General features: G+C 64.6%; 15 protein-coding genes. 12 read left to right on the top strand and 3 right to left on the bottom strand.

Translation table 11 applies throughout. The features are described from left to right. Positions 1-80 precede the first annotated feature (80 nt). From IRZ56_RS15405 to IRZ56_RS15395, 3 genes are all read left to right on the top strand, one after another. Positions 81-557, top strand: coding sequence for a sigma-70 family RNA polymerase sigma factor (locus IRZ56_RS15405; RefSeq protein WP_196145734.1), 477 nt, complete (start codon positions 81-83; stop codon positions 555-557). A 200-nt stretch (positions 558-757) separates the two neighbouring features. Then, a complete protein-coding gene (locus IRZ56_RS15400) occupies positions 758-1,243 on the top strand; it encodes a histidine kinase (RefSeq protein ID WP_196145710.1) in 486 nt (161 codons plus the stop codon). A 66-nt stretch (positions 1,244-1,309) separates the two neighbouring features. Beyond that, on the top strand, positions 1,310-2,635 hold the full coding sequence (locus IRZ56_RS15395; RefSeq protein ID WP_196145709.1) for an MFS transporter: 1,326 nt from the start codon (positions 1,310-1,312) through the stop codon (positions 2,633-2,635). Between the two features lie 214 nt (positions 2,636-2,849). On the opposite strand, the gene IRZ56_RS15390 is transcribed toward IRZ56_RS15395, so the two are convergent. Then, entirely contained in the window at positions 2,850-4,514 is a 1,665-nt protein-coding gene (locus IRZ56_RS15390; protein ID WP_196145708.1) for an electron transfer flavoprotein-ubiquinone oxidoreductase, read from the bottom strand. A 546-nt stretch (positions 4,515-5,060) separates the two neighbouring features. Between IRZ56_RS15390 and IRZ56_RS15385 the strand changes: the two genes are divergently transcribed. The 9 genes from IRZ56_RS15385 (at position 5,061) to IRZ56_RS15345 (ending at position 12,224) form a co-directional block, all read left to right on the top strand. Then, complete coding sequence (locus IRZ56_RS15385; protein WP_196145707.1) at positions 5,061-5,810, top strand: electron transfer flavoprotein subunit beta/FixA family protein; 750 nt, start codon at positions 5,061-5,063, stop codon at positions 5,808-5,810. Then, positions 5,811-6,740 carry an electron transfer flavoprotein subunit alpha/FixB family protein gene (locus IRZ56_RS15380; protein WP_196145706.1) on the top strand — a complete coding sequence of 310 codons (930 nt, stop codon included), beginning with the start codon at positions 5,811-5,813 and terminating at the stop codon, positions 6,738-6,740. A gap of 207 nt (positions 6,741-6,947) precedes the next feature. After that, positions 6,948-7,769 carry a substrate-binding periplasmic protein gene (locus IRZ56_RS15375; RefSeq protein ID WP_196145705.1) on the top strand — a complete coding sequence of 274 codons (822 nt, stop codon included), beginning with the start codon at positions 6,948-6,950 and terminating at the stop codon, positions 7,767-7,769. Between the two features lie 9 nt (positions 7,770-7,778). After that, positions 7,779-8,132, top strand: a complete 354-nt coding sequence (locus tag IRZ56_RS15370; RefSeq protein WP_196145704.1) for a DUF4398 domain-containing protein — start codon at positions 7,779-7,781, stop codon at positions 8,130-8,132. Then, on the top strand, positions 8,129-8,938 hold the full coding sequence (locus IRZ56_RS15365) for an OmpA family protein (protein ID WP_196145703.1): 810 nt from the start codon (positions 8,129-8,131) through the stop codon (positions 8,936-8,938). Before IRZ56_RS15370 ends, IRZ56_RS15365 begins: the two co-directional genes overlap by 4 nt. A 269-nt stretch (positions 8,939-9,207) precedes the next feature. Further along, a complete protein-coding gene (locus IRZ56_RS15360) occupies positions 9,208-10,650 on the top strand; it encodes a PLP-dependent aminotransferase family protein (protein ID WP_196145702.1) in 1,443 nt (480 codons plus the stop codon). Between the two features lie 61 nt (positions 10,651-10,711). Beyond that, a complete protein-coding gene (locus tag IRZ56_RS15355; protein WP_196145701.1) occupies positions 10,712-11,212 on the top strand; it encodes a hypothetical protein in 501 nt (166 codons plus the stop codon). Positions 11,213-11,330: 118 nt separating this feature from the next. Next, complete coding sequence (locus IRZ56_RS15350; protein WP_196145700.1) at positions 11,331-11,585, top strand: YkgJ family cysteine cluster protein; 255 nt, start codon at positions 11,331-11,333, stop codon at positions 11,583-11,585. A 33-nt stretch (positions 11,586-11,618) separates the two neighbouring features. Beyond that, positions 11,619-12,224 carry an START domain-containing protein gene (locus tag IRZ56_RS15345; protein WP_196145699.1) on the top strand — a complete coding sequence of 202 codons (606 nt, stop codon included), beginning with the start codon at positions 11,619-11,621 and terminating at the stop codon, positions 12,222-12,224. A 210-nt stretch (positions 12,225-12,434) separates the two neighbouring features. Here the strand turns inward: IRZ56_RS15345 and IRZ56_RS15340 are convergent, their stop codons facing one another. Both IRZ56_RS15340 and IRZ56_RS15335 read right to left on the bottom strand, forming a co-directional pair. Next, on the bottom strand, positions 12,435-14,942 hold the full coding sequence (locus IRZ56_RS15340; RefSeq protein WP_196145698.1) for an ABC transporter permease: 2,508 nt from the start codon (positions 14,940-14,942) through the stop codon (positions 12,435-12,437). Then, positions 14,942-15,625 carry an ABC transporter ATP-binding protein gene (locus tag IRZ56_RS15335; protein WP_196145697.1) on the bottom strand — a complete coding sequence of 228 codons (684 nt, stop codon included), beginning with the start codon at positions 15,623-15,625 and terminating at the stop codon, positions 14,942-14,944. Before IRZ56_RS15335 ends, IRZ56_RS15340 begins: the two co-directional genes overlap by 1 nt. Positions 15,626-15,635: the final 10 nt, after the last annotated feature.

Here is a 15,635-nt window from a genome sequence, read left to right as displayed (position 1 = left end):
TTTGTAAGATGCCGCGCTGATATCACGCTGTCCCGTGGGCCGGTCTACTAGTGTCGAGCAGGGAAATGCCAGGTACCGTCGTGGAACATTACTATCGTGAGCTGGTGAGTTTCCTTTGCGCGCGCCTGGGCAATCGCCAGGCGGCGGAGGATGTCGCCCATGATGCCTACCTGAGGGTGCTGGAGCGGACCGACGCGCAGCGCATCGAACACCCGCGCGCTTTTCTCTACCGCACCGCCTTGAACCTGGTGGTCGATCGCCACCGGCGCCATCAGGTGCGTCAGGCCGAGCCGCTGGAAGTGCTCGACACCGACGAGCGCTGGCATGGGCCGGGGTTGTCCCAGCGCATGCAGCTGGACCAGCGCCTGGAATTGATGCAGCGGGCTCTGGACGAGCTCAGCGGGCCGTGCCGGGACAGCTTCCTGTTACGCAAGCTCGAAGGCCTGTCGCATCAGCAAATCGCCGAGCGCCTGGGCATCTCCCGCAGCCTGGTGGAAAAGCACATCGTCAACGCCATGAAACACTGCCGCGTGCGCATGCGCCAATGGGAATCCTGAGGTGCCTGCGAGCAGGCGTATCAGCCCTGTTACACCCTGGGAAGCAGCTCGAAAATTCCCCCTGTCGGCGACTTGATTTCTCCCCGTTTCACGACAACTATCAAGAAAGACCCCCGCCCGCACCGTTCTGGCGGTTGCCTCAACTGGCGCAGTAATGGTCAGGGAATTTCCCTCAACACCTTGTTGCCCAGGTCCAGACGATGCCAAACAAGACCCTGCGCATCCTCATTGCCGATGAGCATCCGTGCCAGCGCCTGCAGCTGGAAAAGATGCTCAATGGCCTGGGCTATTACCGCATCGCCCCCGTAGAGAGCTTCGAAGACCTGCAGCGCCTGGTGCAAAGTGCGCTGCAGCCATTCCACCTGCTGATCGGCAGCATCGAGCTGGCCAGCCACGCCGGCGTCGACCTGGTGCGGTTCTGCCGTTGCAGCGCGCAGATCCAGCATGCGCTGTTGTACCACTCCCAGCACCCGAAGCTGCCTGCGGTACCCCGGGCGCAGCGCCAGGCTGTCAGTGTCAGCCTGCCCCAGGTACCGGACGACGAAGCCTTGCAATCGTTCATGGCGATCATCGATGAGCCCGCCCTGGTGGGGCAGGTGCTCCTGCCGCCAGGGTTGCCCCGTGACGCGCTCGGTTCCAGCCGACGGATGAACTTCGGCCGCACGGTGTTCAGCCGCTCGACCTGAGTCGCGTGGGGCTGGCCGCGGGCATTTGTTATCCTCTTGCCCTTTGCCGATCTGTGGAACCTTGCCATGACAGCCATCGATACCGCCCGCCCGCCCCGGTTCAGCCGCGGCGACCACAGGACCCTGGGCCTGGCGGCGCTGGGCGGCGCGCTGGAAATCTACGATTTCATCATCTTCGTGTTCTTTGCCCTGACCTTGAGCCAGCTGTTTTTCCCCCCGGAAATGCCCGAGTGGCTGCGGCTGCTGCAGAGCTTCGGGATTTTCGTCACCGGTTACCTGGCCCGGCCCCTGGGCGGCATCCTCATGGCCCACTTCGCCGACCACCTGGGGCGCAAGCGGGTGTTCAGCCTGAGCATCCTGATGATGGCCTTGCCCTGCCTGCTGATCGGGGTGATGCCGACCTATGCCGACATCGGCTATGCCGCGCCGCTGATCCTGCTGGCCTTGCGTATCCTCCAGGGTGCGGCGGTGGGCGGCGAGGTACCCAGCGCCTGGACCTTCGTCGCCGAGCACGCACCCCAAGGCCGGCGTGGCTATGCCCTGGGGTTCCTGCAGGCCGGGCTGACGTTCGGCTACCTGCTCGGCGCCCTGACCGCGACCTTGCTGGCGCAGGTGTACAGCCCGCAGGAGATTCTCGACTATGCCTGGCGCTACCCATTCCTGCTGGGTGGCGTGTTCGGCGTCGTTGGCGTGTGGCTGCGCCGCTGGCTGAGCGAAACCCCGGTGTTCCTGGCCCTGCGCGAGCGCCAGGAACAGCCGGTGGCCTTCCCGCTGCGCAGTGTGCTGGGCGAGCATCGCCGGGCACTGATCCCGGCGGCGCTGCTGACGTGCGTGCTGACCTCGGCGGTGGTGGTGCTGGTGGTCATTACGCCGACCGTCATGCAGCAACGCTTCGGCATCGCTGCCGGGCATACCTTCGCCTTGAGCAGCGTGGGCATCGTGTTCCTCAATATCGGCTGCGTGCTGGCGGGAATGCTGGTCGACCGCATCGGCGCCTGGCGTGCGCTGATGCTCTACAGCCTGTTGCTGCCCCTGGGCATTGGCGCGCTGTACGCCAGCCTGGTCGGGCAGGCGGGCTGGATCTGGCTGGCCTATGCGTTGGCCGGGTTGTGCTGTGGCGTGGTCGGGGTGGTGCCGTCGGTGATGGTCGGGTTGTTCCCTGCGCAGATCCGCGTGTCCGGCATTTCGTTCACCTACAACGTCGCCTATGCCCTGTGGGCCAGCACTACCCCGTTGGCATTGATTGCGTTGATGCCATGGAGCCCCTGGGTGTGTGTCGGCTTTTGTCTGCTGATGGGCCTGGTCGGTGCGCTCACCGCCTGGTATTTCGGGCGCCGCGAATCGCTGGGCGTTGCCGCTGAACCGGTGCCGATCATGTGTGGTGACAAATGAGGTTCTTCACGGAATGTAGGGAAGGGTATGGGCTTGTCGGAAGATGAGTAGGGTGGTGGGTGCCTATCTTGGGGTTTGAGGTGATGCGTAGATCGCGCGCCGCCCGTGCGGCGCGCGATCTCACAGGCGCCGAACCTTTCACGACGAACACTTCTAAGGCCATAAAAAAAGCCCCCGAAATCGGGGGCTTTTCGTGGCCGCGAGGGCAGGGTGTTTACATGTTCGGGTAGTTCGGCCCGCCTGCGCCTTCAGGAGTGACCCAGGTGATGTTCTGGGCTGGGTCCTTGATGTCGCAGGTCTTGCAGTGCACGCAGTTCTGCGCGTTGATCTGGAAGCGCTTGCTGCCGTCTTCCTGGGTGACCACCTCGTACACGCCCGCCGGGCAGTAGCGCTGGGCCGGTTCGTCGTACAGCGGCAGGTTGCTGGCGATCGGCACGTTCGGGTCAGCCAGCTTCAGGTGGCAGGGTTGTTCCTCTTCATGGTTGGTGCTGGAGAGGAATACCGAGCTGAGCTTGTCGAAGCTGAGCTTTCCGTCCGGTTTCGGGTAGTCGATCTTCTTCGCGTCGGCGGCCAGCTTCAGGCAGGCGTAGTCCGGCTTGGTGTCGTGCAGGGTGAACGGCAGCTTGCCGCCGAACCAGTTCTGGTCGACATAGTTGAAGGCCGCGCCGAGGATCGGGCCGAACTTGTGCATGGCCGGGCCGAAGTTGCGGCTGGCGTACAGCTCTTCGTACAGCCAGCTGGCCTTGAAGGCGCTGACATAGCTGTCGAGCGTATCGCCACCTTCGCCGCCGGCGAGCAGGGCATCGGCCACCGCGTCGGCAGCGAGCATGCCGGATTTCATCGCAGTGTGGCTGCCCTTGATCTTGGCGAAGTTCAGGGTGCCCAGGTCGCAACCGATCAGCGCGCCGCCATTGAATACCATCTTCGGCAGCGAGTTCAGGCCGCCCTTGCAGATGGCGCGGGCACCATAGCTGATGCGCTTGCCGCCTTCGAGGTACTGGCTGATCACCGGGTGGTGCTTCAGGCGCTGGAACTCGTCGAAGGGCGACAGGTACGGGTTGGCGTAGGAGAGGTCGACGATCAGGCCGACCACCACCTGGTTGTTTTCCAGGTGATAGAGGAAGGAACCGCCGGTGTTCTCGGCGCTCATCACATCCAGCGGCCAGCCAGCGGTGTGCACCACCAGGCCCTGCTCGTGCTTGGCCGGGTCGATTTCCCAGATTTCCTTCAGGCCGATGCCGTAGTGCTGCACGTCGGCTTCGCTGTCGAGGTTGAAGCGCTTGATCAGCTGCTTGCCGATGTGGCCACGGCAGCCTTCGGCGAACAGGGTGTACTTGGCGCGCAGTTCCATGCCTGGGGTGTACAGGCCGTCCTTGGGGTTGCCTTCGCGGTCGACACCCAGGTCACCGGTAATGATGCCGCGGACCACGCCGTTCTCGTCGAACAGCGCTTCCTGGGCGGCGAAGCCCGGGTAGATCTCGACGCCCAGGTTCTCGGCCTGCTGGGCCAGCCAGCGGCACAGATTGCCCAGGGAAATGATGTAGTTGCCCTGGTTGTGCATGGTCTTGGGCACGAACAGGTCAGGGACCTTGGTCGAACTGGCGGCATCCTTGAGCACATAGATGTCGTCGCGTTTGACCTCGGTGTTCAGCGGTGCACCGAGCTCCTTCCAGTCGGGGAACAGCTCGTTCAGGGCACGGGGCTCGAAGACCGCGCCGGAGAGGATGTGGGCGCCCACCTCAGAGCCTTTCTCGACCACGCAGACGCTGATCTCGTTACCGGCTTCGGCGGCCTTCTGCTTCAGGCGGCAGGCGGCGGACAGGCCCGCCGGGCCTGCGCCGACGATGACCACGTCGAATTCCATGTATTCGCGTTCCACTGGTTCTCTCCTACTCAAGGCTCATCGCTGTTGCTTGTCTTGTCTTTTTGGGTGATGGAGGGTCATGCACGGCTGTGTAAGCTGTAGCTTCGTGGATGACGGACTACACCGCTTTGTCTTGGCCGCGCATTATATCTACACCACTTGGCGGGTCCAATACAAACGTTTGTTTGAATTTGCCGGAGCCCAGTAAAATCACTGCGACGCAGCTGGAGGCTGGCCGATTTGCCGTATTGACCGGATTGGGTGTTACGGTCAAGATACGAGCGGTTTTACGCTCGCCGTAGGCTGACCGCCGGGCGCAGGCGCACCCCTAAAGACCAGGCGTGGAGCAGGGTTTTCGGGCCGAATCCGGTTTTGTAGTGGAGTCTACACGCCACGACAGGAAATGACCCGTGGGTTTTGCCTGTGGAGTCGATACAAGACTGTTCGGTCACAGAAATACCTTGCAGCCAGGAACGTTTTTAGAGGTGCCCTTGTACCCACGCGCAATCGCCGGGCCCGCCCCAGGCGACATTCTTTTCACCGGAGAGTAACGAGGAATCCATGAAGGTTCTTGTAGCTGTCAAACGAGTGGTCGACTACAACGTCAAGGTTCGCGTCAAGGCGGACAACTCCGGCGTCGACCTTGCAAACGTCAAGATGTCCATGAACCCCTTCTGCGAGATCGCCGTCGAAGAAGCCGTACGCCTGAAAGAGAAGGGCGTGGCCACTGAGATCGTCGCCGTTGCCGTCGGCCCGACCGCAGCCCAAGAGCAGCTGCGTACCGCCCTGGCCCTGGGTGCAGACCGCGCCATCCTGGTCGAAACTGCCGAAGAGCTGAACTCCCTGGCCGTGGCCAAGGCCCTCAAAGCCCTTGTCGACAAAGAGCAGCCGCAGCTGGTCATCCTCGGCAAGCAAGCCATCGACAGCGACAACAACCAGACCGGCCAGATGCTGGCTGCGCTGACCGGCTACGCGCAAGGCACCTTCGCCTCCAAGGTGGAAGTCGCCGGCGACAAACTGAACGTGACCCGCGAAATCGATGGCGGCCTGCAGACCGTCGCGCTGAACCTGCCGGCGATCGTCACCACCGACCTGCGTCTGAACGAGCCGCGCTACGCGTCGCTGCCGAACATCATGAAGGCCAAGAAGAAGCCGCTGGAGACTGTCACTCCAGACGCGCTGGGCGTCTCCACCGCTTCCACCACCAAGACCCTGAAAGTCGAAGCCCCGGCTGCTCGCAGCGCAGGCATCAAGGTCAAGTCGGTGGCCGAACTGGTCGAGAAACTGAAGAACGAGGCGAAGGTAATCTAAATGACTATCCTGGTTGTCGCTGAACACGAAAACGGTGCCGTTGCCCCGGCCACCCTGAACACTGTTGCCGCTGCCGCCAAGATCGGTGGTGATATCCACGTGCTGGTCGCAGGCCAGAACGTCGGTGGCGTCGCCGAAGCTGCCGCCAAGATCGCCGGCGTTGCCAAGGTGCTGGTCGCAGACAACGCTGCCTACGCCCACGCCCTGCCGGAAAACGTCGCACCGCTGGTGGCCGAGCTGGGCAAGGGCTACAGCCATGTACTGGCCTCGGCCACCACCAATGGCAAGAACATCCTGCCGCGCGTTGCCGCGCTGCTGGACGTCGACCAGATCTCCGAGATCATCGCGGTCGAGTCGGCCGATACCTTCAAGCGCCCGATCTATGCCGGTAACGCCATCGCGACCGTGCAGTCCAGCGCTGCGGTCAAGGTCATCACCGTTCGCGCCACCGGTTTCGACGCCGTGGCCGCCGAAGGTGGCTCGGCGGCGGTCGAGGCTGTCGGTGCCGTTCACGACGCGGGCAAGTCTGCCTTCGTCGGCGAAGAGCTGGCCAAGTCCGATCGTCCTGAACTGACCGCTGCCAAGATCGTCGTGTCCGGCGGTCGTGGCATGGGCAATGGTGACAACTTCAAGCACCTGTACGCGCTGGCCGACAAGCTCGGCGCTGCCGTCGGTGCCTCGCGTGCCGCGGTCGACGCAGGCTTCGTGCCCAACGACATGCAGGTCGGCCAGACCGGCAAGATCGTGGCCCCGCAGCTGTACATCGCCGTCGGTATCTCTGGCGCGATCCAGCACTTGGCCGGCATGAAGGATTCCAAGGTGATCGTCGCGATCAACAAGGACGAAGAGGCGCCGATCTTCCAGGTTGCCGATTATGGCCTGGTCGCCGACCTGTTCGAAGCGGTTCCGGAGCTGGAAAAGCTGGTCTGATCCGCCTGCTTCACTTATAAAGAAACCCGGCCCTCGTGCCGGGTTTTTTTATGGGCCCATCGCCGGCAAGCCGGCTCCCACAGGGCCTCGCAAAATCAATTGGTTACACCTGTTCTATGAGAGCCGGCTTGCCGGTGATGGGCTGCGAGGCACCCCTTCTTTCCCAGGATGTGGTGACGTATTTTTTCTGGTTGCAAGGAGTAACGCATGGAGTTTCGCAAAGCGGGCAGGGCGCTGGCTTGCATGGCGGCGTTGTTGTCGCCCATGGCGATGGCGGCAGGCAAGTGCGAACGCCTGGTGGCGACCGGTAGCCCGGATGCGCCGCCGTATTCCTGGCAAGACCCGAAGGACCCCAAGCACTTGATCGGCGCCAACGTCGACCTGCTGCGCCAGGTCGCCGCCGAGCTGGGTGTGTCGGTCGAGGTGCTGCACGCCGGCAAGCGCGACCAGGCCTTGGAAGAAGTGCGCAGCGGGCGCATGGACCTGTTGATCGACACACCGATGCAGATCGACCAGCTCAGCACGCTGGACTATATCCACCCACCCATGCAGCTCAACGAATACCTGGTCTGGACCCGGCACGACGCTAACGTGGTGTTCGATGGTCCTGCCGACCTTGCACAATACCGCGGTAGCCTCTCCGAGCGGGCTCGCCTGACCCCGGCGTTCGAGGCGTTCGCCAAGGCCCAACTCAAGCTCACGCCTGCGCAGAATCTGACACAGGCTTTCCAGCAGCTGGTGCTGGGCCAGGTCGACTACGTGCTGGCCGGGCGCTACGCCGGCATGGGCATGGTCCAAGGCCTGGGCCTGGGCAATGAACTGATAGCCCGCGGCCTGCCGGTGGATCGCCCTGGCCTGTACCTCGCCGTGTCGCACAACTCGGCCTGCAATGACGCCTGGCTGCGCGGACAACTGGCAAAAAAACTGACAGAATTGCCGATCTCCGGGGCGTCCCAGGCCGTGCTGCAGCGTAATGTCGAACGCTGGAAGGCGCAGATGCAGGCGCCGCTGGACGCCCCTAAACAGTAGGAAGATTGCGTGAGAACCCAACCCCTGATCCTTGCCCTGGCCGTGCTCGGCTTGGGTGGCTGTGCCAATGACCCGGCGCCCAACGAGCAGATGCGTCTGTCCGAGCAGGCCCTCGAGCAGGCGCGGGCCGTCGGTGCCACCGAGCAGGTGGCGGAACTGAAGCTGGCTGAAGACAAACTGGCCCGGGCCAAGAGCGACATGCTCACCGAGGACTACCGCGACGCCCGCCTGCGTGCCGAACAGGCCGAGCTGGATGCGCGCCTGGCCGAGGCACGGGTGCTGACCCAGAAAAGCGAAGAGCAGCTCGATGTGCTGCAGTCGCGGGTCAAGCGCCTGCGCAAGCAGCTGGAGGTGCAGCCATGATGCGCACGTCTTCGATGGCCGCTCTGGCGCTGCTGGCACTGGTCGGGGTGCAGGGCTGTGCCAGCCAGCGCAGCGAGTCTGCGCTGAACGAGGCCAGTGCCGCGTTCCAGAAGGTCAAGGATGATTCCGACGTACTGCGCAGCGCACCGCGGGACGTGATCCGCGCGGGCGAGTCGCTGGCTCGCGCCGAGCGCCTTTCGAGCTATATCGGCACCGGTTCCGATGTGCGTCACTATGCCTACTTGAGCAAGCGCTACAGCGAGATCGCCAGTGAGCATGCCAAGCTGGCGTCGAACCAGGAGCGCCTGGCCAAGCTGGACCTGGAACGTCAACGCCTGCAGTTGGCCCTGCGCGAAGCCAAGCTCGCCAGCGTGCAGCAGCAAGGCAAGTGGGTCGAGGCGCAGATCGCTGCGCTGACATCCGAGCAGAGTGACCGGGGCCTGGTGATGACCCTGGGGGACGTGCTGTTCGACACCGGTCGCGCAGAGCTCAAGACCTCTGCCAGCCGTACCGTGCTCAAGCTGGTCCAGTTCCTTCAGCTCAACCCGCGTCGGGTGGTGCGGGTCGAAGGCTATACCGACAGCACCGGTGCGCCGCAAGACAACCTCAAGCTGTCCCGCGACCGCGCCCAAGCGGTGGCCGATATGCTGGTGGACCTGGGTGTCGACGACAAGCGCATCCAGGTCGAAGGCTACGGTGACCAGTATCCGATCGACGCCAATGCCTCCGAGCGTGGCCGGGCGCAGAACCGCCGGGTGGAAATCGTCTTCTCCGACGACAAGGGCAAGCTCGCACCGGCGCGTTGATGCAGACTTGCGCAATCTGTGGGAGATCCCCCCAGCCCGAAGGGCTGAGGGATCTCCCACAGCGGCAGCCCCATTGGTCTCCCATGGCACCCTTCCACACCTATGCGTTCGTCGGTAGCCGCTTGGTTCGTTGATTCTGTAGCTGTTACTCGGCTGTATGGTTGAGTATTCTGCAATCTGTCCCAGTACACTTGGCAACTGTTACGGTATTCTGACTCGGCTTTGAGTCGCACAAGAACAACGAACCCGTCAGCGTTTCGAGAGCCATCATGACCAACCTGCTGCTGTACCAGCGCATTGCCCAGCAACTGGCCGACGATATCCGCCGGGGCGTCTACCAGCCCGGCGAGCGCGTACCCTCGGTGCGCAAGATGAGCGCCCAGCTCAACGTCAGCCATGCCACGGTCCTGCAGGCCTATGCCAACCTCGAGGACCAAGGCCTGATCCGTGCGCGGCCGCAGTCGGGCTACTACGTGCACCAGACCCCCGCACTGACTGCCCAGACCCCGGAGATCGCCAGGGTCGAGCGGCCCGGGCTGGTCACCCGGGCGAGCATCATCCAGCAGGTACTGACCGAGGCGCGGCGCGATGGCGTGTTTCCGTTCGGCGCGGCGGTGCCGCACGTGGACTACCTGCCAGTGCGCGCGCTGCACCAGCAATTGGCCAAGGTCACACGCTTCCACAGCCCACGGGCCTTCAGCTACATGTTCAGCCCCGGCTTCGAGCCGCTGCGCAGGCAGATCGCCATCCGCATGCGGGACGCCGGCGTTCTGGTCGACCCGCGCGAGGTGGTGGTCACCCATGGCTGCGTCGATGCCCTGCAGATGTCGTTGCGGGTGCTGACCCGCCCCGGTGACCTGATCGCCGCCGAGTCGCCCACCTATTACGGCCTGCTGCAATTGGCCGATCTGCTGGGGCTCAAGGTGATCGAGATTCCCAGCGACCCGTCCACCGGTATCAGCCTGGAAGCCCTGCAGTTGGCGGCAAACCAATGGTCGATCAAAGCGCTGGTGCTGACCCCGCGCTTGAGCAACCCGTTGGGCGGCACCATCCCCGAAGACCGGCAGAAGCAGTTGCTGCGCCTGGCGTCGGACTTCGATATCCAGATCGTCGAGGACGATATCTATGGCGAGCTGATGTTCGAGCAGGGCCGGACCAAGGCGCTCAAGGCCTTCGATCGGCTGGACCGGGTGATCTATTGCTCGAGCTTCTCCAAGACCTTGTCGCCTGGCGTGCGCGTGGGCTGGATGATCGCCGGCCGCTACCAGGACGAGATCCAGCGCCTGCAGACCTTCACCACCCATTCGGCCTGCAGCGTGACCCAGATGGGCGTAGCCGCGTACCTGGAGAACGGCGGCTACGACCGCCACCTGCGCTACATCCGCCAGGAGTACCGCAAGAACCTCAGCGCCTACCAGTTGGCAGTGCAGCAGCACTTCCCGGAAGGCACGCAGATGACCCGGCCGACCGGTGGCTTCATCCTCTGGGTCAGCTTGCCCGGGCGGGTCAACACCCAGGAATTGCACGTGCGTGCGCTGGAGCAGGGTATCAGCATCGCGCCGGGGCTGATCTTCAGCAACACCGAGCAGTTCAACCACTGCATCCGCCTCAACTGCGGTATCCCTTGGAACAAGGAGTCGGAGCGGGCGGTGATTACCCTGGGCCTGTTGGCGCACCAATTGTGCAAGGCGTCGACCGGTTCACTGCTGTAGGCTTGCCAGCTGTCACCGGAACAGAGAGCATAGGCATCTTTCCACCATGTTCCCGATGTCCATGAAAGCGCTGCGCTCTCTTGTCCTTTTACTGTGCCTGACGCCCTTGTGCTTGGCCAGTGGCCAGTCTCATGCCGCCCAGTCGACCGACAAGGGGGCCTCGGCCCATGCCCAGGCCGCGTCGGCCAAGCCGGTGCGCAAGCAGGCGACGCACAAGCCCAAGGCGGCGACCAAGGTGCCTGCCCGCGCCAAGGCGAAGTCCACGGCCAGAGCGGCGCGCAAGAAACCCCTTGCCAAGTCGGTGACCCAGCCGCTGCCCAAGCCGAAACTGGACCTGAGCCTGCCGGCCTCGATGGTGGAGAACCTGGAACCTGAGGTGGGGGAACCCGTTGCGCGGCGCAAACCGTTGCTGCCCTCGATGTTCCCGCAAAAGCCCCTCAGCGATGACAGCCCATTCCAGCTCAACGGGCGGCTGATCAACAACGAGATGCAGCTGCAACTGCGCAACGACAGTCGCCATGACGTGGAAGGGGCGGCCATCGATTTCGAGTTTCGCCAATAGGTATGAACTGACTGCCGGGTCACGGCATATTTCATCCGTTTCGCAATTTCAAACGAATGTTTGAGCGGTTACTATCCAGGGACGTTCGTCCCGTTTTGCTCTTGGGAGTCCTGTTTTCATGAAATGCCGAGAGGGTTGTGGCGCCTGTTGCATTGCGCCTTCGATCAGCTCGCCGATGCCGCGCATGCCCCAGGGCAAACCGGCGGGTGAGCGCTGCCTGCACCTGACAGCGGGCAATCTCTGCGAGCTGTTCGGCAAGCCTGAGCGCCCGTCGGTCTGCGGTGGTTTCAAGGCCGATGTGGAGGTGTGTGGCAGCGATCGCGATGAGGCGATCAGGATTCTCGGTTGGTTGGAGCAGATGACGGCGGCGTGACAGGTTGGATCTTCGACAACAAGGAACAAGACGATGAGATCGATCAAGCGTATTGCACTGCTGTGTGGCATGGGTGTTCTGCTGTCGCCGGTGGCCTGGGCCGAGAACTGGCAGGTGGCCAAGGACGAGGACGGCATCAAGGTTTCCCTCAGCGAAGTGCCGGGCTCCAAGTACAAGGCCTACCAAGGCGTCACCGTGATCAAGGCGCCGCTGGCCAAGGTCAAGGCGTTGCAGGAGGACGTGGCCGGCGCCTGCAAATGGATTCATGAATGCAAGACGCAGAAGCTGCTCAAGCAGGAAGGTGACCAGAGCTGGACCTACACCCAGTTCAATACGCCTTGGCCGGTTACGCCGCGTGATTCGATCCTGCATGTGACCACCACGCAGGCGGCCGATGGCACCCTTACACGTAAGCTCGAGGAGCAGCCGAAGTACCTGCCCGAGGAAAAAGGCTATGTCCGGGTGGCGCAGGTCCAGGGCTTCTGGAAGCTCGTGCCCAAGGGCGACAGCACCGAAGTGACCTACCAGGTCCATACCGAGCCTGGCGGCAGCGTGCCCTCCTGGCTGGCCAACAAGTTCGTGGTCGATGCCCCGTTCAACACGCTCAAGGGCTTGCGCACCTTGGCCGAGCAGCCTTGACGCGCGGGTAACGCCCGCGATTGCGGAACCTCAGAAGCCGCGCGGATTTAGAGCGCGGCGCGGGCCATGTAGAAGTCACTGTCCTCTGTTTGCCTGTTCTGGCCAATCGCCGGCAAGCCGGCGCCCACTGTTGCGCGCCACTCTCGAGAGTGACGCAGGGCAGGGTGGGCGCTGGCTTGCCAGCAAGTGAATCACGCGGCGGCCCCCGGCCTAGGCCTCACGCAATACCGCCAGGGGGCTGGCATTCAGCGCCCGGCGGGTTCCGACCACGCCGGCTGCGCCTACTAGCAGTGCGCCCGCCAATGGCAACAGCAGTAACCACGGGTGCGGCGTCCAGGCCAGATCGAAGGCGTACCGGTACAGCACCCCGGTAATCACCTCGCATCCCACCGCCGCCAACAACCCGCTCACCGCCCCGAGCAGGCCGAATTCGATCCGCCTCGCCTTGACCAGCAACGGCCGGGCGGCCCCCAGCGCCCGTAGCAAGGCGCCTTGGCGAATGCGTTCATCGAGCGTCGCCTGGAGCCCTGCGAACAACACCGCCAACCCGGCCGCGAGTACGAACAACAGCACGTATTCGACCGCCAGGGTCACCTGGGCCAGGATGCTGCGTAACTGTGCCAGCAGCGCGTCGACTTGAAGAATGGTCACGGCCGGAAACGCCCGCGACAGTGCGACCACCTCGGCGTCATGCCCTGGCGCCAGGTAGAAGCTGGTCAGGTACGTGGTGGGCAGGCCTTGCAGGGTGCCGGGCTGGAAGATCATGTAGAAGTTGGGCTGGAAGCTGTCCCAATGCACGGTGCGCAGGCTGCTTACCCGTGCCTGGCGCTGTTGGCCGCCGATATCGAAATCGAGGACATCACCGAGCTTGAGCGTTAGGCTTTCGGCCAGCTGCGCCTCCACCGAAACCCCGGGAAGCCCGTCGTCGGCCGGCGGTGCGTTCCACCAGACCCCGGCGCTCAGGGCATTGCCCTGGGGCAGTTCGGCAGCCCAGGTCAGGCTGAGGTCGCGCTGCACGGCGCGCTCGCCGGTGGACTCCTTGCTCACCCGTTGGCGTACCGGCTGCCCGTTGATCTGCGTCAGGCGCCCTGGAATCACTGGGTACAAGGGCGCCGAGCTGGCATTGATCGCTTGCAAGCGCTGGGCGAAGGGATCGCGCTCGCTGGGCAGGATGTTCAGGGCGAAATGGTTGGGTGCGTCCTTGGGCAATTGGGCTTGCCAGGTATCGAGCAGCTCGCCACGCAGCAGTGCGACCAGGGCCATGGCCAGCAGGATCAGGCCGAAGGCCAGGGCCTGGCCTGCCGCAGCCACGGGGTGGCGCAGCAGTTGACCCAGGCCCAGGCGCCAAGGCAGGGGCGCTGCGGCTAGCAGGCGGCGCAGGCTGCGCAGACCGAGCAACAACAGGCCGCCGAGCAGCAGGGCGGCGAGCAGGCCACCGCCGAGCAAGGCGAAGGTCAATAGCAGGTCGAGGCTCAAGCGCCACATGATCAGGCCCAGGGCAAGCAGGGCGGCGCCGTATACCAGCCAACTGCTCGGCGGCATCGGCAACAGGTCGCGGCGCAGCACCCGCAGCGGTGGCACACGCCCTAGGGCTGCCAAGGGCGGCAGGGCGAAGCCGGCCAAGGCCACCAGGCCAGTGCCGACCCCAGCCAGGGCCGGCGCGATGCCGCCGGGCGGTACGTCGCCCGGAACCAGGCCATGCAGCAGGCCGAACAGGCCCAGTTGCGCCAGCCAGCCGAGCAGGGCGCCGGCCAGGGCTGCCACCAGGCCAAGCATGGCCAGTTGCAGGCAATACAGGCCCAAGGCCTGATGGCGTGATAGCCCCAGGCAGCGTAACAGCGCGCTGGCGTCCAGGCGGCGGGCGGCGTAGCGGCTGGCCGACAGGGCCACGGCAACGCCGGCCAGCAGCACCGCCACCAGGCTGGCCATGTTCAGGTAGCGCTCTGCCTTGCCCAGGGCGCCGCCGATCTGCCGGTTGCCATCGCGGGTATCGAGCAGGCGCTGGTTGGCTGCCAGGCCGTTTTCCAGCCCTTGACGGTACTGGGCCAAGGCTTGCGGTGTGCCTCGCCACAGCTCGCGGTAGCTGACCCGGCTGCCGGGCTGGATCACGCCCGTGGCTTCCAGGTCGGCGATGTTCATCAGCACGCGGGGCGTCAGGCTGTAGAAATTGCCGGCGCGGTCCGGCTCGTAGGTCAGCACCCGGGTCATGCGCAAGGTCTTGCTGCCGACGTCGATGCTGTCGCCGATCGACAGCCCTAGTGCCACCAGCAGGCGCGCTTCTACCCAGGCCTCGCCGGGCGCGGGGCCGCCCCCCGGGGTTTCCGGCCCGTAGGGCATGGCGGCGCTGCGCAGTTGGCCGCGCAGGGGGTAGGCCGTGTCGGCCGCCTTGACGCTCGACAGCTGGATGCCGGCATCCGCGCCGACCACGCTGGTGAATTCCACCACCTGCGCATGTTGCAACCCGGCGGCCCTGCCAGCGGCAAGCTGGTCGGCGCGCGCCGGGGAGCTGCCTTGCAGGACCAGGTCGGCGCCCAGGAACTCGCTGGCACGCAGTTGCATGGCGCCGTTCAGGCGCGCCCCGAAATAGCCGATGGCGGTACTGGCCGCCACAGCCACCAGCAGGGCGAAGAACAGCACCCGAACTTCGTTGGCGCGGGCATCGCGCAGCAACTGGCGCAGGGCCAGGCCGACCAGGCGGGAAAAGGGCAGGTGGGTCATCAGGGCTCCAGGGGCGCCACCAGGCGGCCGGCATCCAGGCGGATCAGACGACGGCAGCGCTGAGCCAGGCGCTCATCGTGGGTGACCAGCACCAGGGTGGTGCCGCGCTCCTTGTTCAGTTCGAACAACAGGTCGCTGATGCGTTCCCCGGTGTGGCTGTCGAGGTTGCCGGTGGGCTCGTCGGCGAACAGCACGGCCGGCTGGGCGGCGAAGGCGCGGGCGATCGCCACCCGCTGCTGCTCGCCGCCGGACAACTGCCGCGGCGTATGGCTCAGACGCTTGCCCAGGCCAACCCGTTCCAACAGGCTGCGGGCGTGCTCGCGGGCATCGCGGCGGCCGTCGAGCTCCAGCGGCAGCATGACGTTTTCCAGCGCATTGAGGCTGTCGAGCAACTGGAACGACTGGAATACGAAGCCCACATGCTCGGCCCGTACCCGGGCGCGCTGGTCCTCGTCCAACGGGCCCAGGTCATGGCCGGCGAGGATGACCTTGCCGGCGCTGGGGCGGTCGAGGCCGGCGAGCAGGCCGAGTAGGGTCGACTTGCCCGAACCCGAGGCGCCGACGATGGCCAGGCTGTCGCCTTGCTCCAGGGCGAGGGAGAGCGGGTGGAGGATGGTCAGGTCACCTTCCGCGCTGGGGACCACTTTGCTAAGGTGCTGCGCAACGAGAATGCTGGGGCCCATGGAGAATCCG

It is taken from the genome of Pseudomonas guariconensis, from assembly GCF_015680235.1.
Lineage (GTDB): Bacteria > Pseudomonadota > Gammaproteobacteria > Pseudomonadales > Pseudomonadaceae > Aquipseudomonas > Aquipseudomonas guariconensis_A.
Note: the sequence above shows the minus strand (reverse complement) of the source record. Positions and strands in the feature narration are given on the sequence as shown.